Raw genomic sequence first — 22156 nt, 5'->3', positions numbered from 1 at the left:
ACATGCTTCTCACGCCGCACGAGCAAGAGCGACTGCTGTTGTCCTACGCCGCCGAGCTGGCTCGGCGGCGTAGGGCGCGGGGGTTGCGGCTCAACGTCCCCGAGGCCATCGCCGTCATCACCGACCACATTCTCGAAGGCGCGCGGGACGGCCGCAGCGTCGCTGAGTTAATGGCCAGCGGCTGTGGGGTGCTCGGCCGCGACGACGTGATGGAGGGGGTACCGGAGATGATCGACGACGTGCACGTCGAAGCGACGTTCCCGGACGGCACCAAGTTGGTCACCGTCCATCACCCGATCTCATGATTCCCGGCGAAATCCTCTATGGCGCGGGCGATATCGAGATCAATGCCGGCGCGCAGCGGCTCGAGATGCAGATCGTCAACACCGGCGACCGTCCGGTGCAGGTCGGCAGCCACGTCCATTTGCCACAGGCCAACGCGGCGTTGTCATTCGACCGTGCCGCGGCCCACGGGCACCGGCTCGATGTCCCCGCGGCCACCGCGGTCCGCTTCGAACCCGGCATTGCCCAGACGGTTCGACTGGTCCCGCTGCGCGGGCGGCGCGAAGTGCACGGCCTGGACCTGAACCCGCCCGGACGGCTCGACCCGTCATGACGCGGCTGTCCAGGGAGCGCTACGCCGAGCTGTTCGGCCCCACCGCCGGGGATCGAATCAGGCTGGCCGACACCAACCTACTGGTAGAGATCACCGAAGACCGCAGCGGCGGACCGGGTTTGGCGGGTGACGAGGCGGTGTTCGGCGGCGGCAAGGTGCTGCGCGAATCGATGGGTCAGGGTCGCGCCAGCCGGGCCGACGGCGCGCCCGACACCGTGATCACCGGGGCGGTGATCATCGACTACTGGGGAATCATCAAGGCCGACATCGGGATTCGTGACGGTCGCATCGTCGCCATCGGCAAGGCAGGCAACCCCGACACCATGTCGGGCGTGCACCCGGGCTTGGTGGTCGGGCCATCCACCGAAATCATCGGCGGCAACGGCAGAATCGTCACCGCGGGCGCCATCGATTGTCACGTGCACCTGATCTGTCCGCAGCTGATGCCCGAGGCGCTGGGGTCCGGCATCACCACCATCATCGGTGGCGGCACCGGGCCCGCCGAGGGCACCAAGGCCACCACCGTCACCCCCGGCGAATGGCACTTGGCCCGGATGCTCGAGGCGCTGGATTCGTGGCCGGTGAACTTCGCGCTGCTCGGCAAGGGAAACACGGTCAACGCCGAGGGCTTGTGGGAGCAATTACGCGGCGGGGCTTCGGGTTTCAAGCTGCATGAGGACTGGGGATCGACACCCGCGGCCATCGACGCCTGCCTGACCGTGGCCGACGCGGCGGGCGTGCAGGTAGCGCTGCACACCGACACCCTCAACGAGATGGGATTCGTCGAGGACACCCTCGGCGCGATCGCCGGCCGTTCGATCCACACCTACCACACCGAGGGCGCCGGCGGTGGGCACGCTCCCGACATCATGAGGGTCGCCGCCGAACCGAACGTGTTGCCCAGTTCCACCAACCCGACGCGCCCGCACACGGTCAATACTCTCGACGAGCACCTGGACATGCTGATGGTCTGCCATCACCTCAATCCCGCGGTGCCCGAGGACCTTGCGTTCGCCGAGAGCCGGATCAGGCCGTCGACGATGGCCGCCGAGGACCTGCTGCACGACATGGGCGCGATCTCGATGATCGGCAGCGATTCGCAGGCGATGGGCCGCATCGGCGAGGTGGTGATCCGCGCCTGGCAGACCGCGCACGTGATGAAATCCCGCCGCGGCGCGCTGCCCGGCGACCCGTCTGGTGCGCACGCCGCCGACAACAACCGCGCGCGACGCTACGTCGCGAAATACACGATCTGCCCGGCCATCACGCACGGCCTCGATCACGAGATCGGCTCGGTGGAGGTGGGCAAGCTCGCCGACTTGGTGCTGTGGGAGCCCGCGTTCTTCGGGGTGCGGCCGCACGCGGTGCTCAAGGGCGGCATGATCGCATGGGCGGCGATGGGCGACGCCAACGCGTCGATCCCCACCCCGCAGCCGGTGCTCCCGCGCCCGATGTTCGGCGCCGCAACGGCTCCCGCCACCTCGGTGCACTTCGTGGCGCCCCAGGCGATCGAAGCGGGCCTGGTCGAAAGGCTGGCCGTCAACCGGCGATTGGTCCCGGTCAAGGACGTCGGCGCCGTCGGCAAGGCCGACCTGCCGCTCAACGACGCCATGCCGAGCATCGAGATCGATCCCGACACCTTCACCGTGCGCATCGACGGCGAGGTCTGGCAGGAGGAGCCGGCGACGGAACTTCCCATGGCACAACGATATTTCCTGTTCTGATGGTCCAGCCAGCTTTGGCCACGCTGCTCGCACTGGCCGACTCACGACTGCCCACCGGCGCGCACGTGCACTCCGGTGGCGCCGAAGAGGCCGTCACCAGCGGGATGGTGACCGACCTGGCCACGCTCAAAGCGTTTCTGGTTCGCCGGATTCGCACGCAGGGGCTGGTCACCGCCTCGGTGGCGGCCGCGGTGCATCGGGGCGATATCTCCCTGGACGCCGCGGACCGCGAAACCGACGCCCGCACCCCGGCCCCCGCGGCCCGGCAGGCCTCGCGCGGCCAGGGGCGAGGGCTGGCACGTCTGGCGCGTCGGGTCTGGCCCGACGCGCACTGGGACGAGCTGGGCCCGCGGCCGCACCTCGCGGTGGCCGCCGGGCTCGTCGGAGCGATGAGCGGCCTGGGGCCCGAGCACACCGCGCTGCACGTGGTCTACACGACGATGGCCGGTTCGGCCACCGCCGCCCAGCGGCTGCTGGCGCTGGACCCCGCCGCCGTCGCCGCCGTCACGTTCGGGCTGTCCGATCTCTGCGAGCGCACCGCCGCTGCAGCCGGCGCCGGGCTGGCCGACCTGTCCGATCCGGTGCTCGACACGCTGGCCCAGCGCCACGCCGAACGCGAGCGTCCCCTCTTCGTGTCCTGAAAGGCTAACCATGTCAACGCATCTGCACGCTCACCCGCACACCCACCACGATCGGCCGAAACGGGACCGGCGGCCGGGAGAACCGCTGCGCATCGGCGTCGGGGGACCGGTCGGCTCCGGCAAGACCGCGCTCGTCGCCGCGCTGTGCCGGCAGTTGCGTGACGAGAAGTCGCTGGCGGTGCTGACCAACGACATCTACACCACCGAGGACGCCGACTTCCTGCGCCGCAACGCGGTGCTGCCCGACGACCGGATCGCCGCCGTGCAGACGGGCGGCTGCCCACACACCGCGATCCGCGATGACATCACCGCCAACCTGGACGCGATCGACGACCTGGTCGCCGGCCACGGCGACCTGGACCTCATCCTGGTCGAGTCCGGTGGCGACAACCTGACGGCCACGTTCTCGTCGGGCTTGGTGGACGTGCAGATCTTCGTCATCGACGTGGCCGGTGGCGACAAGGTGCCGCGCAAGGGCGGCCCGGGGGTGACCTACTCGGATCTGTTGGTGATCAACAAGGTTGACCTGGCACCGTTGGTGGCGGCCGACCTACAGGTGATGGCCCGCGACGCGGACACCGTGCGCGAGGGCCGGCCCACGATCATGCAGTCGCTGACCAAAGATCCGGCGGCCACCGAGGTGCTGGCCTGGGTGCGCGCCCAGTTGGCCGCTGTGACCTGATGCGCTCCGAGGTCGTGCTGGTCGCCTCCCGTGACCGGTCGCCGCGCATCGAATGCCGCGGCGGCGGCATCCAGGCGCGCCGCACCGCGGCCGACACGGTGCACTTGGTGTCCGCGGCCGCCATGCCGCTGGGCGGCGACACCATCGACATTCGGCTGATCGTGGAACCGGGCGCCCGCCTGAAGTTGCGCAGCGCCGCCGCCACCGTGGCGCTGCCCGGGGCCGGCACGCCGACGTCGCACGCCGACTGGGTGATCGAGGTGGCCGGCAGCCTCGACGTCGACCTGGAGCCCACCGTGGTCGCCGGCGCCGCCCGGCACCTGTCCAGCGTGGCGCTGTTCCTGCACGACGGGGGCCTGCTCCGGTTTCGCGAGCGGGTGCAGATCGGCAGATGCGGTGAGCGCGAGGGGTTCTGGTCCGGGTCGCTGCGCGCCGACCGCGACGGCCTCCCGCTGCTGCGCCACCGGGTGGAATTGGGCGCGGGATCGCTGGCCGACGACGACATCTCGGCACCACGCGCCGCCATCAACGAATTGCGTTACCCCGCTACGTGTTTCGAGGCCACCCCCATCGACGCGGGATCGACCGTGCTGGCGTTGGCCGGCGGCGGGACGCTGAGCACCTGGCAGGCCGACCGGCTGGGAGGTTAGCTGGCCCGCCTGGCCGCCGGGCGCTTGGCCTCGGCGGCGAGTACCGCCAGCTGTTCGAGGCGGGGGCGGGCAAACGCCTGCTGCTCGGTGATGGTGAGCTGGCCGCGCCGAGTGCTCAGGAATGTCACCGTCCACGACAGCAGCGTGCTGACCTTGGTCTTGAACCCGACCAGGTAGACCAGGTGCAACACCAGCCACATCAGCCAGGCGATGAAGCCGCTGAACTCCAGCGGACCGATCTTGGCCACCGCGGAAAACCGCGACACCGTGGCCATGGAGCCCTTGTCGAAGTACTGGAACGGCTCGCGGTCCGCCGGGTCGGCGCCGTCCAGTTCGGCCTTGATCGCGGCCGCGGCGTATTTGGCGCCCTGGATGGCGCCCTGCGCCACGCCCGGCACGCCCTCGACGGCGGCCATGTCGCCGATGACGAACACGTTGGGATGCCCGGGGATCGACAGGTCGGGCAGCACCTTGACCCGTCCGGCCCGGTCGATCTCGACCGAACACTGATCGGCGAGGTCTCTGCCCAGCCCGCTGGCCTGAACCCCGGCGGACCACACCTTGCACGCGGACTCGATGCGCCGGGTGGTCCCGTCGGAGTCCTTGACCGTGATCCCGTTGCGGTCGACGTCGGTGACCATCGCGCCCAACTGGATCTCGACGCCCATCTTCTCCAGCCGCGCCGCCGCGCGCTCGCCGAGCTTTTCGCCGAACGGCGGCAGCACCGCGGGGGCGGCGTCGAGCAGGATCACCCGCGCCTTGGTGGAGTCGATGTGCCGGAAGGAACCCTTCAGGGTGTGGGAGGCCAATTCGGCGATCTGCCCGGCCATTTCGACGCCGGTGGGTCCGGCGCCGATCACCGTGAACGTCAGCAGCTTGGCGCGTCGTTCGGGGTCGCGGGACCGCTCGGCCTGCTCGAAGGCGCTCAAGATCCGTCCCCGTACCTCCAGGGCGTCGTCGATCGATTTCATGCCCGGCGCGAACTCGGCGAACTGGTCGTTGCCGAAATACGACTGGCCCGCGCCGGCGGCGACGATCAAGCTGTCATACGGGGTTTCGTAGGTGTGGCCGAGAAGGTCCGAGACGACGAACTGGCCCTCCAGGTCGATGTGCGTGACGTCGCCGAGCAGCACCTGGACATTGCGCTGCCGGCGCAGCACGACCCGGGTGGGCGGGGCGATGTCGCCCTCGGACACGATGCCGGTGGCCACCTGGTACAGCAGCGGCTGGAACAGGTGGTGGGTGGTGCGCGCGATCAGCTTGATGTCGACGTCTGCGTGCTTGAGCTTCTTTGCCGCGTTGAGCCCGCCGAATCCCGAACCGATGATGACGACTTGGTGACGACGCTCGGGTGCAGCAGTGGTTTCTGCCTGCGTGCTCATGTTCGGGCTGCTCCTGATCGGTGGCTCCTGGTCGCGCGAATTCAGTTAGCTACCACGCTAATGAAATCGATACCCGCAAGCCCAGATCGTAAGCATGTGTAATCAAGCACATTGCGCATCGGGCCTGGTCGAGTGAACGTGATACTCGTCATACCCGGCGCACAATGCGTTGTGCGTTACAGCCCGACCAGGGGGCGCAGCGCTTCGCCGGCCGCGCTGATGACGCCCGGCGTGTAGAAGGGCAAATTGATGATCACCCCGTCGATGCCGGCGTCCAGCACCTTGGTCTGGATTTGTTCGGCGACCGACTCGGCGCTACCGACCACCATGCGCTGGGTCATCTCGGCGGGGATCTGGTCGGCCTTGAAGTTCTCGTCGATGACCGCCGTGGTCAGCGTGCTGGTCTCCAGCGTGGCCGGGTCGCGGCCGATCTCCTCGCAGCGCTGCTGCACGACCTTCAGCTTCGCCGGCAGCTCGTCGAACCCGGCGATGACGTTGAGGTGGTCGAAGTGCCGCGCGGCCATGGGGATCGTCTTCTTCTCGCCGCTGCCGCCGATCATCAACGGAATGTGGTCGCGGAAGCGGGGATTGGCCATCGCCTGGTCGACCTGATACCACTTGCCGGAGAAGGTCGGCCGCTCGCCCTTGAGCATCGGCAGGATGATCTGCAGCGCCTCGTCGAGCCGGTTGAACCTGTCGGTGAAGGTACCGAATTCGAAGCCCAGCTGGTTGTGCTCGAGCTCGAACCAGCCGGCCCCGATGCCCAGGATGGCCCGCCCCTGGCTCACCACGTCCAGCGTCGTGATGATCTTGGCCAGCAGGGTCGGGTTGCGATAGGTGTTGCCGGTCACCAGGGTGCCCAGCTGCACGCGTTCGGTTCCGGTGGCCAAGGCGCCCAGCGCGGTGTAGGCCTCCAGCATCGGCTGATCGGGATCGCCCAGCATGGGCAGTTGGTAGAAGTGGTCCATCACGAAGACCGAATCGAATCCGGCCGCTTCGGCCTCGCGGGCCTGAGCCAGGACGGTGGGGAAGAGCTTGTCCACCCCGGTGCCGTAGGAGAAGTTGGGAATCTGCAAACCGAGTCGAATAGCCACGCTAGCTACCGTAGCCACCGCCCCGGCGTCCGAACCAGAGCGTCAACGCGATTTGGATTCAGCCTCAGGCGAAATGAGCCAGCGCGCCGTGGCTGACGTGCAGCGTCTGGCCGGTGATGTGGCGCGCCGCCGGGGTGGTGAGGAACAGCGCCAAGCGGGCCACCTCCGCGGCGGCCGGTGGCGTGGTGCGGGACAGGCCCTCGTAGCCGGGCTGGACGCTGCGTCCGCTGGCCACGGCGTTGATCGTGATGCCGCGCGTGCCGAAAATGCCCGCCTGCCCGGTGATCCAATTGGCCAGTGCCGCTTTGATTGCGGCGTCGACGCTGCCGGCGGGAGGGTTCTCGGCCACCACGCCGATGATGGAGCCACCGGAGCGAAGGTTATCGCCGACGGTCTGCACGGTCAGCACTGCCGACAGCACCGTCGCGTCGAGGGCATGGCGCCATGCGGCGGCCGTGTCGGATGTCGAGTAGGTGCGCGGGTCGCCCTGGTCCCGGGTCGGCGCCGGCACGTTGACGATGGTGTCCAGGTGATGCGGGAACAACCCGCGAACCGATTCCAGGCTGGCCGGGTCGGTGGTGTCGCAGACGATCGCGTCCGCATCGAGCTCCTTGGCGGCGATCTCGAGGTCGTCGCGGCGCGCACCCACCAGGGTCACCTTGTGACCGTCATCGCGGAAGCCCTCGGCAACCGTGCGCCCCAGGTCTGTGTCCCCGCCCGTGACCAGCACTTCCACTGCCATGCCCTCCCTGTCTCGGCCCGCTATGGCATCAATCCACGGTCCATGTTACTGGACAGTAGCTGGCGATGAAATTCCGGACGCGCACGACGCGCGGATAAATTTGCATAACGCTTCGGCCGCCACTTTTTTGCGCCGATTCGTCCGCCAAGCGGACCGCATCCTCGGCGGGATAGGGTGCACCCATGCGGCGGATCGGGATCCTGGCCGGTGCGGTTTCGGTGATGCTGGCCGCGGGTCTGGTCGGGTGCGGTTCGAAATCGCCCTCGGCCCCCTCTCAGGCGTCCGGAAAGGTGGTGGTGTTCGGCGCCGCCTCGCTCAAGCCGGCGTTCACTCGGATCAGTCAGCGGTTCACCGGCGAAAACCCGGGCAGCACAGTCGATTTCGAGTTCGCGGGTTCCTCCGAGCTCGCCACCCAGTTGACCCAGGGCGCGACGGCCGACGTGTTCGCGTCGGCCGACACCGCGCAGATGGACGCCGTCGCCAAGGCCGGGCTGCTGGCCGGCAATCCGGCCAACTTCGCCTCCAACACTTTGGTCATCGTCACCGCGCCCGACAACCCGAAGAGGCTCGGATCCTTCGCCGACCTCGCCAGGCCCGGGCTGGGCGTGGTGATCTGCCAGAACCCGGTGCCGTGTGGGGCGGCGACCCGGCGCATCGAGGACAGCACGGGGGTGCGCCTCAACCCGGTCAGCGAGGAGCTCAGCGTGACCGACGTCCTGAACAAGGTCACCACGGGCCAGGCCGACGCCGGGCTGGTGTACGTCACCGACGCCCGCAGCGCCGCGAACAAGGTGGCGACCGTGGACTTCCCCGAGTCCGCGGCGGCGGTGAACGTCTATCCGATCGCGGTGTTGAAGAACGCGCCGCACCCAGCGTTGGCGCAGAAGTTCGTGGCCACGGTGACCGGTGACGCCGGGCAGAACATCCTGGCCCAGTACGGCTTCGCCAAACCCTGAACCGTGCACCGGCCTAAGGATCTGCCGCGGTGGGTGTACGTCCCCGCCGCCGTTGGGGCCGCGTTCGTGGCGCTACCGCTGCTGGCGCTCGCGATCAAGGTCGACTGGCCGAACTTCTGGTCGCTGGTCACCAGCCCCTCGTCGCAGACGGCGCTGCTGCTGAGCCTGCGGACCGCCGCCGCCAGCACCGCCCTGTGCGTGCTGCTGGGGGTGCCGATGGCCCTGGTGCTGGCCCGCAGCACGGCACGCCTGGTGCGGGTGTTGCGGCCGCTGATCCTGCTGCCGCTGGTGCTGCCGCCGGTGGTGGGCGGCATCGCGTTGCTTTACGCCTTCGGCCGGCTCGGCTTGATCGGGCACTACCTGGAGGCCGCCGGCGTCAGCATCGCCTTCAGCACCACCGCGGTGGTGCTGGCCCAGACGTTCGTCTCGCTGCCGTTTCTGGTGATCTCCCTCGAGGGCGCCGCGCGCACCGCGGGAGCCGACTACGAGGTGGTGGCCGCGACGCTGGGCGCGCGCCCCAGCGCGGTCTGGTGGCGGGTGACCCTGCCGCTGCTGCTGCCGGGCATGACGTCGGGAGCGGTGCTGGCGTTCGCCCGCTCGCTCGGGGAGTTCGGCGCGACGCTGACCTTCGCCGGATCCCGGCAGGGCGTCACCCGGACGCTGCCGCTGGAGATCTACCTGCAGCGGGTGAGCGATGCGAACGCCGCCGTGGCGCTGTCGATCCTGCTGGTGGTGGTCGCGGCGTTGGTGGTGTTGGGGCTGGGCGCGCACCGGCTGGCCGGGTCGGACGCGAGGTAGCCGCGATGAGCCAGTTGCAGCTGCGCGCCGTAGTCGCCGACCGCGATCTGGACGTGGAGTTTTCGGTGTCCGCGGGCGAGGTGCTGGCCGTCCTGGGGCCCAACGGCGCCGGCAAATCCACCGCGCTGCACGTGATCGCGGGACTCGTTCGTCCGGACGAGGGAGTGGTGCGGCTGGGGGATCGGGTGCTGACCGACACCGCGGCCGGGGTGAACGTGGCGACGCACGATCGCCGGGTGGGGTTGCTGCTGCAGGACCCGCTGCTGTTCCCGCACCTGAGCGTCGCGGCCAACGTGGCCTTCGGACCGCACTGCCGCCGCCGATGGTTCCGGTCGACTCGTGCCACCGAGAGGTCGACCGCGAAGCGCTGGCTGCGCGAGGTGGACGCCGAGGGCTTCGCCGACCGAAAACCGCGGCAGCTGTCGGGGGGCCAGGCCCAGCGGGTGGCGATCGCCCGCGCCCTGGCCGCCGAACCCGATGTGCTGCTGCTCGACGAGCCGCTGACCGGGCTCGACGTCGCCGCGGCCGCCGGCATCCGCGCGGTGTTGCGCACCGTGGTCACCCGAACCGGCTGCGCGGTAGTACTGGTCACCCACGAGCTGCTCGACGTGTTCACGCTGGCCGATCGCGTGCTGGTCCTCGAATCCGGCAAGATCGCCGAATTCGGGCCGGTCGCAGACGTTCTCACCGCGCCGCGCAGCCATTTCGGCGCGCGCATCGCCGGCGTCAACATCGTCAACGGCACCGTGGGTTCCGACGGCTCGCTGCGCGATCGCTCCGGCGCCCGCTGGCATGCGACCCCGGCGCAGCGGCTGGAGGCCCACGTCGTCAACGCCGTCGCGGTCTTCCACCCCGCGGCGGTGGCCGTGTATCGGGATCACCCGCACGGCAGCCCGCGCAATACGGTCGAGGTGACGGTGGCCGAACTCGATGTCCGCGGGTCCGGGGTCCTGGTGCGGGGCCGAGAACAGCCGGATGGCGCGCCGGGGCTGGCCGCGGAGATCACCGCGGAGGCCGCCACGGAGTTGCGGCTGACGCCCGGGGAGCGGGTGTGGTTCTCCGTCAAGGCGCACGAGGTGACGCTGTACCCGGCACCGCAATGACCTGCACGGACCCGGCAAGGTTGCACATCGGCAACATCGGCAAAACTGCCGCAAGGCACCCTTGCGTCACAGCCGTAACACGGTAGGTTCGTCGCCATGGAGCAGGTGGACGCGAACTCGACACGTCGCAAGGGATTCTGGGCGACGCTGGCGATCGCCACGGTGACCAGCGCCAGCGCGGTCGCCATCGCATTGCCGGCGACCTCCAGCGCCGATCCCGAGACCCCGACCCCGGTCCCGCCGAGCACGACGGCGGCGCCCGCGCCCGCTCCCGGGCCGGCGACCGCCACCACGCCACCCCCGCCCGGTGCCCCGGGGGCACCGGGCGGGGGTGGCGTGGTGGCGGTCGCCGGCCCAACCGGTCGACCCGAACGCTCCGCCGCCGCCGCCGGTCGATCCGAACGCTCCGCCACCGCCGCCCGTCGACCCCAACGCGGGCCGGATCGGCAACGCCGTCGGCGGCTTCAGCTTTGTGCTGCCGCCCAGCTGGGTCGAGTCCGACGCGTCGCACCTCGACTACGGTTCGGAATTGCTCAGCAAGACCACCGGCCAACCGCCGGCGCCGGGGCAGGCGCCGCCGGTCGCCAACGACACCCGCATCGTGATGGGCCGGCTGGACCAAAAGCTCTATGCCAGCGCCGAAACCACCGACGCCAAGGCCGCGGTCCGGTTGGGCTCCGACATGGGTGAGTTCTTCATGCCCTATCCCGGCACCCGGATCAACCAGGCCAGCACCCCGCTGACCGGCGCCAACGGGATCACCGGAAGCGCCTCTTACTACGAGGTCAAGTTCAGCGACCCGTCCAAGCCGAACGGACAGATCTGGACCGGCGTGGTCGGCTCGCCCGCGGCCGGCAACGCGCCCCCGCAGCGCTGGTTCGTGGTGTGGCTGGGGACCTCGAACGACCCGGTGGACCAGGGGGCGGCGAAGGCGCTGGCCGAGTCGATCCAGCCCTGGACGCCACCGGCCCCCCGCTCCCGCCCCGGCCGCTCCGGCCCCGGGTGCGCCGGCGCCCGCTCCCGCTCCGGGCCAGGCGCCCGCGGGAGAAGTCACCCCGGGCGCCGCGCCGACGGAGCAGCGGGCCTGATCGGACCGACGCTCACTCTGGGATAGGACCCGCGCGCCCAACCGGTGGTAATTGGGCACACGTTTGATAAGCGAAAATGGGGTATTCCCAGAGCACGGCCCAGCGGTCCCGCTTGGGCCGTGCCAGCGATCGCAAGGAGACCCGCATGGACGTCATCGCAGCAACCGAATTTCTCGCCCGCTCATCCACCCTGACCAGCGTCGGATGGATCGGCTACATCATCATCGGCGGTCTGGCGGGCGCGCTCGCCAGCAGGATCATCAGGGGCAGCGGCGCCGGAATCCTGATGGACATCGTGATCGGCATCGTCGGCGCGCTGATCGGCGGCTTCATCCTGAGCTTCTTCGTCAACACCGCAGGCGGCGGCATTATCTTCACCTTCTTCACCGCGCTGCTCGGTGCCCTGATCCTGCTCTGGGTCGTCGGCATGGCGCGGCACCGGACCTGAGCTTGGCGAACCCGGCATGATGGGGTGATGTCCTCGGCGGTGACGACCACGACGATGCGCGCGTGGCGAGTGCGCCGCCCGGGGCCGATGGATACCGGCCCGCTCGAGCAGGTCACCACCCCAGTGCCGCGGCCGGAAGCGTCGGAGCTGCTGGTCGCGGTGCGCGCGTGCGGTGTGTGCCGCACCGACCTGCACGTCACCGAGGGTGACCTTCCGGTGCACCGCGAAAGGGTGACGCCCGGGCACGAAGTGGTGGGGGAGGTCGTCGAGGTGGGCGCCGAGGCCGGTGACGAGTTCAAACCGGGGGACCGGGTGGGCATCGCCTGGCTGCGCCACACCTGCGGCGTGTGCAAGTACTGCCGCCGGGGCAACGAGAACCTGTGTCCGCAATCCCGCTACACCGGCTGGGACGCCGACGGCGGATACGCCGAATTCGCCACCGTCCCAGCGGCTTTCGCACACCACCTGCCGAACGGTTACAGCGACAGCGAGCTGGCGCCGCTGCTGTGCGCCGGCATCATCGGATACCGCTCCCTGCTGCGCGCCGAGCTACCGCCGGGCGGGCGGCTGGGGCTCTACGGCTTCGGCGGCAGCGCCCACATCACCGCGCAGGTGGCGTTGGCGCAGGGCGCCGAGGTGCACGTGATGACCCGCGGCGCCGAGGCGCGCAAGCTGGCGCTGGAACTCGGCGCGGCGTCGGCGCAGGGAGCCGCCGACCCGCCACCGGTGCCGCTGGACGCCGCGATCCTGTTCGCGCCCGTCGGCGAGCTGGTGCTGCCCGCGCTGGAGGCGCTGGACCGCGGCGGCACGCTCGCGATCGCCGGCATTCACCTCTCCGACATCCCGACCCTGAACTACCAGCGGCACCTGTTTCAGGAGCGCCAGGTCCGGTCGGTCACGTCGAACACGCGTGCCGACGCGCGGGCTTTCCTCGACTTCGCCGCGCAGCACCACATCGAGGTCACCACGCCGGAGTACCCGCTGGGAAGGGCCGACGAGGCCCTGTCCGACCTCAGCGCCGGGCGCATCGCCGGCGCCGCAGTGCTACTCGTGTAACCGGGGCTCAGGTCGACAGGTGCCAGACCAGCGCCGCGGCCAGGGCACCGAGCCCGTTGAGCGACCAGTGCAGCGCGATCGGCGCGATCAGGCTGCCGCTTCGCCGGCGCAGCCAGCTGAAGACGAAGCCGGCTGCCCCGGTGGCCAACACCGCCAACGTCACCCCGGCCACCATCCCGGCGAACCCACCGCCGAACAACCGGGTGAAGCCGACGTTGTTGCTGGTGAGCCCCAGCGACGTGGCGACGTGCCAGAGACCGAACAGCAGCGACCCGCCCAGCGCCACGCCCCGAAAGCCCCAGGCCCGGTTCAGCGCGCCGTGCAGCACGCCCCGAAACGCGAGCTCTTCGGGAATCACGGTCTGCAGCGGGATGACGATCATCGAGGCGATCAGGGCGCCGGAGATCGTGGCGTAGTGGTTGTTCAGGAACATCGGCCGGGTCATCGGCAACAGGATGCCCACCGCGATCACCGCCGCCACCGCGCCGACGGCGCCCAGCGCATACCCCAGCCCGGACCTCCAGTGCGCGCGGCCAAGGCCGAGGTCGGCCCAGTCCAGCCCCCTGGCCCGCATCAGCATCACCAGGCCCACGGCGGCGGCCGGAACGGTGGCGATGCTGGCCCACGGCGTGGTGAAGTGCGCGATCAGGTTGGTCAGCACCAACACCGCGACGACCACGGCGATGTCGAGGTGGACGTGGAACAGATGCGGCGCCGAAGGCTGTGCGGCAGCGACGGCATCGGGCATCCGGCAAGTTTACCTGCGCCCGCCGTCGGCCCAGCTCAGTCCTTCTCAGGCCCGCTCGCTCGACTCCCAGGCCTCATCGGTCGTCTCGCTCCCGTCACTCACTGCGCTCGTTCCGCTCGCTCGACTCCCAAGCCTCATCGGTCGTCTCGCTCCCGTCACTCACTGCGCTCGTTCCGCTCGCTCGACTCCCAAGCCTCATCGGTCGTCTCGCTCCCGTCACTCACTGCGCTCGTTCCGCTCGCTCGACTCCCAGGCCTCATCGGTCGTCTCGCTCCCGTCACTCGCTGCGCTCGTTCCGCTCGCTCGACTCCCAGGTCCATCCCGAGATCGCCGGGTCGTCCTCGCCGTGCTCGCGGGTGTAGGCGCGGGCGGCCAGGCGGGCGTCGACCATGCGCTGCCGCAGCACCGCGGCCTGGCTGGCCAGCCCGTCCACCCGGTCGATGACGTCCATCACCAGGTGGAACCGGTCGAGGTCGTTGAGCATCACCATGTCGAACGGCGTCGTCGTGGTGCCGCGCTCCTTGAAGCCACGCACGTGGACGTGCGGGTGGTTGGTGCGCCGATAGGTGAGCCGGTGGATCAGCCACGGGTAGCCGTGGTAGGCGAAGATCACCGGCTTGTCGCGGGTGAACAGCGCGTCAAACTCCCTGTCCGGCAAGCCATGCGGGTGCTCGGACTCGGGTTGCAGCCGCATCAGGTCGACGACGTTGACCACCCGGACGGCCAGCCCGGGCAGCTCGCGGCGCAGGATGTCGGCGGCGGCCAGGGTCTCCAGCGTCGGGATGTCCCCGGCACAGGCCAGGACCACGTCGGGTTCGGCGGTGGCGGTGCTCGCCCACTGCCAGATGCCCAGGCCGCGCGCGCAGTGCGCGATGGCCTGGTCCATGTCGAGGTAGGCCAGCGCCGGCTGCTTGCCGGCGACGATGACGTTGACGTAATTGCGGCTGCGCAGGCAGTGGTCGGCCACCGACAACAGCGTGTTGCCGTCCGGCGGCAGGTACACCCGGGTCAGCTCGGCCCGCTTGTTGGCGACCAAGTCGATGAACCCGGGGTCCTGGTGCGAGGCGCCGTTGTGGTCCTGGCGCCACACGTGCGAGGTCAGCAGGTAGTTCAGCGACGCGATCGGGCGCCGCCACGGCAGTTCCCGGCTGGTGGCAAGCCACTTCGCGTGCTGGTTGAGCATCGAGTCGACGATGTGCACGAACGCCTCATAGCAGTTGAACAGGCCGTGCCGGCCGGTCAACAGGTAGCCCTCCAGCCAGCCCTGGCACAGGTGCTCGGAGAGCACCTCCATCACCCGGCCCTCGGGCGCGAGGTGCTCGTCATCGGGCTCGATCTCCGACATCCACACCTTGGCGGTCGACCCGTACACGGCGTCGAGCCGGTTGGACGCGGTCTCGTCGGGCCCCATCAGGCGAAACCGGTCGGCGTTGCGGGCGATCACGTCGCGCAGGAAGGTGCCCAGCACGCGGGTGGCCTCGTGCGTCCCGGTGGCCGGGCGCGACACCGGCACCGCGTAATCGCGGAAGTCGGGCAGGTCGAGATCGTGCAGCAGCAGGCCACCGTTGGCGTGCGGGTTGGCGCTCATCCGGCGATCGCCGCGGGGCGCCAGCGCGCGCAGCTCGGGGCGCAGCGCGCCGGTGCCGTCGAACAATTCCTCGGGCCGGTAGCTGCGCAGCCATTCTTCCAGCTGCGCGCGGTGGGTCTGATTGTCGTGGGTCTCGGCCAGCGGAACCTGGTGCGCGCGCCAGGTGCCCTCGACCTTCTTGCCGTCCACCACCTTCGGGCCGGTCCAGCCCTTGGGGGTGCGCAGCACGATCATCGGCCAGACGGGTCGTTCGGCCCGGGTGCCGGCGCGCGCCGCGCTCTGGATCGCCGCGATGCCGTCGAACGCGTCGTCGAGCGCGGCGGCCAGTTGGCGGTGCACGTCGGCCGGGTCGTCACCGGCGACCGTGATCGGCCGGTAGCCGTACCCGCGCAGCAGCGCTTCCAGCTCGGGGTGCGGGATGCGGGCCAGCACGGTCGGGTTGGCGATCTTGTAGCCGTTGAGCTGCAGGATCGGCAGCACCGCGCCGTCGGTGACCGGGTTGAGGAATTTGTTGGAGTGCCAGCTGGCGGCCAGCGGGCCCGTCTCCGCCTCGCCGTCCCCGACCACGCAGGCCACCACCAGGTCCGGGTTGTCGAACGCCGCGCCGTAGGCGTGCACCAGCGCGTAGCCCAGCTCGCCGCCCTCGTGGATCGACCCCGGGGTCTGGGCCGCGACGTGGCTGGGGATCCCGCCGGGAAAGGAGAACTGCCGGAACAACTTTCGCAGCCCTTCGGCGTCTTCCTCGATGCCGGTGTACACCTCGCTGTAGGTGCCCTCCAGGTAGGCGTTGGCGACCAGCCCGGGGCCGCCGTGCCCGGGTCCGGTGACATAGATGACGTTGGCGTCGCGGTTGCGGATGACCCGGTTCAGGTGGGCGTAGATGAGGTTGAGCGCGGGCGTGGTGCCCCAGTGCCCCAACAGCCGGGGTTTGACGTGTTCGGGCGACAGCGGTTCGGCCAGCAGCGGGTTGTCGAGCAGGTAGATCTGTCCGACCGACAGGTAATTGGCGGCGCGCCAGTACGCATCGATGAGGGCGAGTTCGTCGTCGGCAAGGGAAGCGGTGGTCGGGGTTGCGGTTTCTGCGGTCACCCGGCCGATTGTCCGCGCCTCAGGTGAACGACGCCCGTCTACTCCTCGCCGCGGGCGCGCGCCTCGTAGGCCCGGCGCTTTTCGACGTCGACGTCGTCGGTGAAGACGTGGTCACCGCCGAGGACGCGGTTGAGCCCCTCGGCGAGGCGGCGCGGCCAGAATTTCTGCGACACCACCATCGCGCCCGCCGTTTTGGTGATCCGCACCCGCGGCTTCGGGTGGGCCACCAGGCTGACGATCGCGTCCGCGATCTCGGCCGGCTCGGCGTTGCGGAAACCCTTCATCCCGGGGGTGCCGGCGACGAGCTCGGTGTTGACGAACGTCGGCAACACCATCGAGAACTTCACGCCGGTCGAGTGGTACTCCAGCCGGGCCGAGTCGGTGAACCCGACCACCGCGTGCTTGCTGGCGCAGTAGGTGGCCAGGCCGACGACGTTGAGCTCCCCGGCCAGCGATGCGACGTTGATGACGTGGCCGGCGCCGCGGGGGACCATGCGCTGCGCCGCCAGCTTGCTGCCCAGGATGACGCCGTAGACGTTGATGTCCAGGATGCGGCGGGTGACGGCGTCCGGCTCGTCGACGATGCGGCCGACCGGCATGATGCCGGCGTTGTTGATCAGCACGTCGATCGGGCCGAGCTGGCGCTCGACCTCGTCGAGGAACTCGGCAAACGAATGCGCGTCGGTGACGTCGAGCTTGCCGTAGACGTCCAGCCCGAGCGCGGCCCCCGACTCCTTCACCCGCACCTCGTCGATGTCGCCGATCGCCACCTTGGCGCCCAGGTTGTGCAGCGCGGTCGCGGTGGCCAGCCCGATGCCACGCGCACCGCCGGTGATCACGATGACCTTGCCGCGGACCTTCAGGCCGATCGATGCCGTGTCTGCCATGGCGGGTCCTCCCCAGAAAAGTTGACGGGTGTCAGGTTGGCGATGGGGTAAGCACAGCACTCGCCGCCACGCCGCGCAAACAGCGCCGCGGAAGCCGATACTGCAACGGTGACCGAGCTGCGGACGGCGGTCCCTGCGGACGCCTACGAGGTGGCCCGGGTGCAGGTGCGGTCATGGCGGTCGGCCTACCGGGGGCTGATCGCTCAGGAATTTCTCGACGGGCTTGAGCCGGAATTCTTCGCTAGCCGCTACACCTTCGGTCGGGTGGGCCTCCGGCTGCCGTCGACCGTGATCGCCGTCGACGGCGCCGCGATCCTCGGCCTGGCGACCACGGGCCTGTGCCGCGACGACGACTGCCCGAATTTCGGTGAGCTGATGGCGATTTACGTCGATCCCGCGCACGTGCACCGCGGAGTCGGGCGGTCGCTGCTGGCCGCAGCCCGGGAGCGGCTGCGCCGCCTCGGCGTGGCGGGCGCGTTGTTGTGGGTGCTCGACGGCAACGCGCCGGCCCGGCGGTTCTACGAACGCGACGGGTGGAGGTCCGACGGAGCTTGCCGCACAACGACTTTAGGCGAGACTTTCGGTTGCGCACTGGTGCGGCAGGTCCGCTACCGGTGCCAGCCACTCTAATCGGCACCCACGACGTTGGGCATGCCGCCCGTTGCCCGGCGCCCTGGTATGCGAACGGCGATAACATTTCAGGAAGGTGCGCGGCGGTGCCCCGACGCCTTCGCAGCGAGATCCTCGGGAGCGTGAATCGCCGGATGCGGACCGCGCCCGCACCGGCCCCCAGCGTTCTCACCAACCAGCGGAGCCCGGGACGCCTTTGAACGGCCCGGTGATCCAGCTCGTGATCCAGCCCCCGTAAAAGCCGCCCGGTTGTGGCACCACGACCTCGCCGCTGACGGTGCAGCGGTCGACTTTCGCCGCCAGCACCGCGACCGCGCCGCGTATCGACGCAAACCCGGGCGACGGGTGCAGGTAGCTCCAGGCGGCCTTCGCTGCGACGGTGGTGGCGGTCACCAAGTCGTAATAGGTGGCCTGCCCTTTCCATTCACACCACGAGCTTCCGGACGCCTGACGCAACGTTCCGCCGGCAAAGGCTTCCCGCGGGAGGTAATAGGTCGGCGGATGACTGGTCTCGAGCACCCGCCATGCCTGCTGTGTCGACGCGATCACCTCGCCGCCCAGCTCCACGGTGATCAGCCCCTTGAACGGCTCCACCCGTGGCGGCCGCGGGTAATCCCACACCGATTCCCGTTCGGACGCGCCCCCTGGGGCGTCGACACGGCTCATGCGCAGTCTCCGACCCGTCGAACCCTCAGTGCAGGGTGAGCCACACCAGGCTACCGGCGCCGACCAGCGTGCAGTAGACGGCGAACGGCGTCAGGGTGCGGGTCTGGAAGTACCGCGTGAGGAAGCGCACGGCCAGGTAGGCGGCCACGAAGGACGCGACGCTGCCGGCCAGCACCTGGCCGCCGATTCCGGCCCCGAGCGGCCCGAACAGGTCCGGGATCTTGTAGACCCCGGCGGCCAGGATGATCGGTGTGGCCAGCAAGAAGGAGAAGCGGGCGGCGTCCTCGTGCGACAGGCCGCGCCACAGCCCGGCCACCATGGCGATGCCGGAGCGGCTGATGCCGGGCAGCAGCGCCAGGATCTGGGACGCCCCGATCAGCAGGCCGCGACGCATCGGCAGCTGGGCCAGCCGGTTGTCGATCGCCTCGCCGCGATGGTCCTCGTGCTCTTCGTCACCCACCGGGGAAACCCGGCGGCGCAGCACCTCGCCGGCGTACAGCACGATGCCGTTGAGCAAGAGAAACGCCGCCGCGGGTACCGGCTTGCCCAGCGTGGTTCGGAAGAGGTGCTCGAGGGCCAAACCGGCCAGCCCCACCGGGATGGTGCCGACCACGATCAGCCAGGCGAGCCGCTCGTCGGGCGCCTGGATCCGGCGGTGCCGCAGCGACGACACGAAGCCGGCGACGATACGCAGCCAGTCCCGCCAGAAGAACACCAGCAGGGCGGCGGCGGTGGCGACGTGCAGGCCAACGATGAACGCCAAGTAGGGCGATTCGGGGGTGGAGACGTTGAGGTCGCGGGCCCATTGCCCGCCCACCAGGGCCGGCACCAACACCGCATGACCCAGGCTGGAGACCGGGAACAGCTCGGTGACGCCCTGGAACGCGCCGACGATCACGGCCTCGACGTAGCTCAGGTGGGCGCTCATCGGCTGGGGTCCTCCATCGGCGGATCGTCGGCAGAACTAACGAGCGTAGCGGGTCCGGATTTCCGCCCGAACCGGCTTGGGTGACTGGGCATTTGGTCACCGCGCGAACACGCGCGGTTAGCTGTGCACGCTCCGGGTACCGTGGGCGGATGGCCGACCCGCTGCTCGAGGGCGTGCGCGTCCTCGACCTGTCGAGCGGCGACGCCGACGCCGTGACCCGGCTGTTCGCCGACCTGGGCGCCGACGTGCTCAAGGTGGAACCCCCCGGCGGCAACCTGGGGCGCGACGAATTGCCGACGCTGGCCGGCGCGAGCATCCCGTTCGCCGTGCACAACGCCAACAAGCGCAGCGCCGTGCTGGACCCGTTCGAGGAGGACGACTGCTACCGGTTGCTCGACCTGGCCGGCGAGGCCGACATCGTCGTGGACAGCGGCCTGGACGGCCTGGCCGGTGCGTTCGGCGCGCCCGGCCCGGACTTGGCCGCCCGCTACCCGCACCTGGTGGTGCTGTCGATCACCGACTTCGGCGCGACGGGCCCGCGGTCGTCGTGGCGCGCCACCGACGCGGTCTTGTACGCGATGTGCGGCTCGCTGTCGCGATCCGGCCCCACCACCGGCACCCCGGTGTTGCCGCCCGACGGTATCGCCTCATCCACCGCCGCCGTGCAGGCGGCGTGGGCGGCATTGGTCGCCTACTACAACCGATTGCGTTGCGGGACGGGAGATTACATCGATTTTTCGCGGTTCGACGCCGTGGTCATGGCGCTCGACCCGGCGTTCGGCGCGCACGGGCAGGCCGCCGCCGGCGACCGCGGGGCCGGGCGGTGGCGGGGACGGCCGAAAAATCAGGACGCGTATCCGATCCTGCCGTGCCAGGACGGCTACGTCCGGTTGTGTGTCATGGCGCCGAGGCAGTGGCGCGGCCTGCGGCGCTGGCTGGGCGAGCCCGACGAGTTCCAAGACCCCAAGTACGACGGTATCGCCGCCCGGTTTGCGGCCTGGCCCGAGATCAGCGCGCTGGTGCGGGCCCTGTTCGCCGAGCAGACCATGAAGGATCTGGTGGCCGCCGGACAGGCGCACGGGGTGCCCATCGCCGCGGTGCTGCCGCCGTCGTGGGTGCTGGGCTCCGAACACTTCCAGGCCGTGGGCGCGATCACGGAGGCCGAACTCGTCCCCGGGGTGACCACCCGCGTCCCCACCGGTTATTTCGTCGTCGACGGCCAGCGCTCGGGCTTTCGCGCGCCGGCCCCCACCGCGGGCGCGGACGACCCGTACTGGCGCGGCAATCCGGTCGTGGTCCCGGCCCCGTCGGGCAGGGTGGGCGACCGGCCGTTGGCGGGGCTGCGGATTCTCGACCTCGGCATCATCGTCGCCGGCGGCGAGCTGGGGCGGCTGTTCCGCGACCTGGGCGCCGAGGTCATCAAGGTCGAAAGCGCCGATTACCCGGACGGACTGCGGCAGGCCCGCGCCGGCGACGCCATGAGCGAGTCCTTCGCGTGGACCCACCGCAATCAGCTCGGGCTCGGGCTTGACCTGCGCAGCGAGCCCGGCAAGGACCTGTTCGGCCGCCTGGTCGCACAGGCCGACGCGGTATTCGCCAATTTCAAGCCGGGAACCCTTGCCGCCCTTGGATTTCCATACGAAACTCTGCGCCGGCTCAACCCGCGGATCGTGCTCGCCGGCAGCAGCGCGTTCGGTGACACCGGGCCGTGGAGCACCCGGCTGGGCTACGGGCCGCTGGTGCGGGCCGCCACCGGCGTCACCCGGCTGTGGACCTCCGACGATCCGGGCGAGGGCGCCGACGGCGCGCGGCATTCCTTCTACGACGCGACGACGATCTTCCCCGATCACGTGGTCGGGCGGGTGACCGCGATCGCGGCGCTGGCCGCGGTGATCCACCGCGATCGGACCGGCCACGGCGCCCACGTGCACATCTCGCAGGCCGAGGTCGTGCTCAATCAGCTCGACACCCTCTACGTCGCGGAGGCAGCGCGGGCCGCGGGCATCGGCCCGATGCGCGACGACACCAGCCTGCAGGCGGTGTGCCCGTGCGCCGGCGACGACGAATGGTGCGTCATCTCGATCGGTTCCGACGACGAATGGCGCTGCGTGGCAAACCTTTTCGACCACCCGCACTGGGCCGACGACCCGCGCTTCGCCACGGGCGAGTCGCGCCTGGCCAACCGCCGCGAGCTGGTGGAGCTGCTATCCGCCCTGACCCGCACCCGCACCCCGGTGCGCGTCGCCGAACTGCTGCAGTCGTCCGGGGTTCCGGCGGGGCCGATGAACCGCCCGCCCGACATCCTGGAAGACCCGCAGCTTCTCGAGCGAAACCTGTTCAGCGACATGGTTCATCCGCTCGTCGGGCGGCCGCTTCCGGCGGAGACGGGTCCGGCGCCGTTTCAGCACATTCCGCCCGCCCCGCAACGCCCGGCGCCGCTGCCCGGCCAGGACACCCGGCAGATCTGCCGAGACGTGCTCCGCATGGGACCGGACGAGACCGAGCGCCTGATCGACGACGGCGTGCTGTTCGTGACCACCCCTGAGAACGCCTGAGCGGTCCGTCAACACCCCGGTGTGCGGCTGTCCGCACGCTCGGGCCCGAATGTGCGGCCTGCCACACACTCGGCGTCCGATAGGT

General features: G+C 70.0%; 21 protein-coding genes and 1 pseudogene. 14 read left to right on the top strand and 8 right to left on the bottom strand.

Features of this window, described 5'->3' with window-relative positions:
* Nucleotides 1-2: 2 nt before the first annotated feature.
* The 6 genes from MTAB308_RS01835 to MTAB308_RS01810 are packed head-to-tail and all read left to right on the top strand — an operon-like array spanning nt 3 to nt 4313.
* Nucleotides 3-305 (top strand): urease subunit gamma, encoded by a 303-nt coding sequence (locus tag MTAB308_RS01835; RefSeq protein ID WP_077097301.1) that lies wholly within the window; start codon nt 3-5, stop codon nt 303-305.
* The gene (locus MTAB308_RS01830) at nt 302-616 is read left to right on the top strand and encodes an urease subunit beta (RefSeq protein WP_077097299.1); all 315 of its coding nucleotides are present in this window, start codon (nt 302-304) and stop codon (nt 614-616) included. The genes MTAB308_RS01835 and MTAB308_RS01830 overlap by 4 nt, the downstream gene beginning before the upstream one ends.
* The gene (locus MTAB308_RS01825) at nt 613-2340 is read left to right on the top strand and encodes an urease subunit alpha (RefSeq protein WP_077097297.1); all 1728 of its coding nucleotides are present in this window, start codon (nt 613-615) and stop codon (nt 2338-2340) included. The genes MTAB308_RS01830 and MTAB308_RS01825 overlap by 4 nt, the downstream gene beginning before the upstream one ends.
* Entirely contained in the window at nt 2340-2981 is a 642-nt protein-coding gene (locus MTAB308_RS01820; RefSeq protein WP_077097295.1) for an urease accessory protein UreF, read from the top strand. Before MTAB308_RS01825 ends, MTAB308_RS01820 begins: the two co-directional genes overlap by 1 nt.
* 10 nt (nt 2982-2991) lie before the next feature.
* Nucleotides 2992-3663, top strand: coding sequence for an urease accessory protein UreG (gene ureG, locus MTAB308_RS01815; RefSeq protein WP_077097293.1), 672 nt, complete (start codon nt 2992-2994; stop codon nt 3661-3663).
* A complete protein-coding gene (locus MTAB308_RS01810; protein WP_077097291.1) occupies nt 3663-4313 on the top strand; it encodes an urease accessory protein UreD in 651 nt (216 codons plus the stop codon). The genes ureG and MTAB308_RS01810 overlap by 1 nt, the downstream gene beginning before the upstream one ends.
* Here the strand turns inward: MTAB308_RS01810 and MTAB308_RS01805 are convergent.
* The 3 genes from MTAB308_RS01805 to MTAB308_RS01795 form a co-directional block, all read right to left on the bottom strand.
* Nucleotides 4310-5695 (bottom strand): NAD(P)/FAD-dependent oxidoreductase, encoded by a 1386-nt coding sequence (locus MTAB308_RS01805; protein ID WP_077097288.1) that lies wholly within the window; start codon nt 5693-5695, stop codon nt 4310-4312. The genes MTAB308_RS01810 and MTAB308_RS01805 overlap by 4 nt on opposite strands.
* 176 nt (nt 5696-5871) lie before the next feature.
* Nucleotides 5872-6789: an LLM class F420-dependent oxidoreductase gene (locus MTAB308_RS01800; RefSeq protein ID WP_077097286.1), complete on the bottom strand. Its 918-nt coding sequence runs from the start codon at nt 6787-6789 to the stop codon at nt 5872-5874.
* Between the two features lie 64 nt (nt 6790-6853).
* Nucleotides 6854-7531 (bottom strand): SDR family oxidoreductase, encoded by a 678-nt coding sequence (locus MTAB308_RS01795; RefSeq protein ID WP_077097284.1) that lies wholly within the window; start codon nt 7529-7531, stop codon nt 6854-6856.
* 182 nt (nt 7532-7713) lie between these two features.
* On the opposite strand from MTAB308_RS01795, the gene modA reads away from it, so the two are divergent.
* The 6 genes and pseudogenes from modA to MTAB308_RS01765 all read left to right on the top strand — a co-directional run bounded on the left by modA (nt 7714) and on the right by MTAB308_RS01765 (nt 12980).
* Nucleotides 7714-8487, top strand: a complete 774-nt coding sequence (gene modA, locus MTAB308_RS01790; protein ID WP_077097282.1) for a molybdate ABC transporter substrate-binding protein — start codon at nt 7714-7716, stop codon at nt 8485-8487.
* A 3-nt stretch (nt 8488-8490) separates the two neighbouring features.
* A complete protein-coding gene (locus MTAB308_RS01785) occupies nt 8491-9285 on the top strand; it encodes an ABC transporter permease (RefSeq protein ID WP_108637164.1) in 795 nt (264 codons plus the stop codon).
* A gap of 5 nt (nt 9286-9290) precedes the next feature.
* The gene (locus MTAB308_RS01780; protein WP_077097278.1) at nt 9291-10388 is read left to right on the top strand and encodes a sulfate/molybdate ABC transporter ATP-binding protein; all 1098 of its coding nucleotides are present in this window, start codon (nt 9291-9293) and stop codon (nt 10386-10388) included.
* A 96-nt stretch (nt 10389-10484) separates the two neighbouring features.
* A pseudogene (locus MTAB308_RS01775) lies at nt 10485-11476 on the top strand (alanine and proline-rich secreted protein Apa).
* Nucleotides 11477-11621: 145 nt separating this feature from the next.
* Entirely contained in the window at nt 11622-11924 is a 303-nt protein-coding gene (locus MTAB308_RS01770) for a GlsB/YeaQ/YmgE family stress response membrane protein (RefSeq protein ID WP_077097441.1), read from the top strand.
* A 27-nt stretch (nt 11925-11951) separates the two neighbouring features.
* Entirely contained in the window at nt 11952-12980 is a 1029-nt protein-coding gene (locus tag MTAB308_RS01765; RefSeq protein WP_077097276.1) for a zinc-binding alcohol dehydrogenase family protein, read from the top strand.
* Nucleotides 12981-12987: 7 nt separating this feature from the next.
* On the opposite strand, the gene MTAB308_RS01760 is transcribed toward MTAB308_RS01765, so the two are convergent.
* The 3 genes from MTAB308_RS01760 to MTAB308_RS01750 all read right to left on the bottom strand — a co-directional run bounded on the left by MTAB308_RS01760 (nt 12988) and on the right by MTAB308_RS01750 (nt 17292).
* Nucleotides 12988-13728: a CPBP family intramembrane glutamic endopeptidase gene (locus tag MTAB308_RS01760; protein ID WP_077097274.1), complete on the bottom strand. Its 741-nt coding sequence runs from the start codon at nt 13726-13728 to the stop codon at nt 12988-12990.
* A gap of 277 nt (nt 13729-14005) precedes the next feature.
* Nucleotides 14006-16405 carry a phosphoketolase family protein gene (locus MTAB308_RS01755; RefSeq protein WP_077097272.1) on the bottom strand — a complete coding sequence of 800 codons (2400 nt, stop codon included), beginning with the start codon at nt 16403-16405 and terminating at the stop codon, nt 14006-14008.
* 38 nt (nt 16406-16443) lie between these two features.
* The gene (locus MTAB308_RS01750) at nt 16444-17292 is read right to left on the bottom strand and encodes an SDR family oxidoreductase (protein WP_077097270.1); all 849 of its coding nucleotides are present in this window, start codon (nt 17290-17292) and stop codon (nt 16444-16446) included.
* 108 nt (nt 17293-17400) lie between these two features.
* Here MTAB308_RS01750 and MTAB308_RS01745 point away from each other — a divergent pair, with 108 nt between their 5' ends.
* Nucleotides 17401-17922, top strand: a complete 522-nt coding sequence (locus MTAB308_RS01745) for a GNAT family N-acetyltransferase (protein ID WP_077097268.1) — start codon at nt 17401-17403, stop codon at nt 17920-17922.
* Nucleotides 17923-18090: 168 nt separating this feature from the next.
* On the opposite strand, the gene MTAB308_RS01740 is transcribed toward MTAB308_RS01745, so the two are convergent.
* Both MTAB308_RS01740 and MTAB308_RS01735 read right to left on the bottom strand, forming a co-directional pair.
* Nucleotides 18091-18588 carry a DUF427 domain-containing protein gene (locus tag MTAB308_RS01740; protein WP_077097266.1) on the bottom strand — a complete coding sequence of 166 codons (498 nt, stop codon included), beginning with the start codon at nt 18586-18588 and terminating at the stop codon, nt 18091-18093.
* 25 nt (nt 18589-18613) lie between these two features.
* Nucleotides 18614-19516, bottom strand: a complete 903-nt coding sequence (locus MTAB308_RS01735; RefSeq protein ID WP_077097265.1) for an undecaprenyl-diphosphate phosphatase — start codon at nt 19514-19516, stop codon at nt 18614-18616.
* 149 nt (nt 19517-19665) lie between these two features.
* Between MTAB308_RS01735 and MTAB308_RS01730 the strand changes: the two genes are divergently transcribed.
* The gene (locus MTAB308_RS01730; protein WP_077097264.1) at nt 19666-22071 is read left to right on the top strand and encodes a CoA transferase; all 2406 of its coding nucleotides are present in this window, start codon (nt 19666-19668) and stop codon (nt 22069-22071) included.
* The last annotated feature ends 85 nt before the right edge of the window (nt 22072-22156 follow it).

The organism is Mycobacterium terramassiliense (assembly GCF_900157385.1).
In the GTDB taxonomy this organism is placed as follows: domain Bacteria; phylum Actinomycetota; class Actinomycetes; order Mycobacteriales; family Mycobacteriaceae; genus Mycobacterium; species Mycobacterium terramassiliense.
This window is presented reverse-complemented; position numbering and strand designations above follow the sequence as displayed.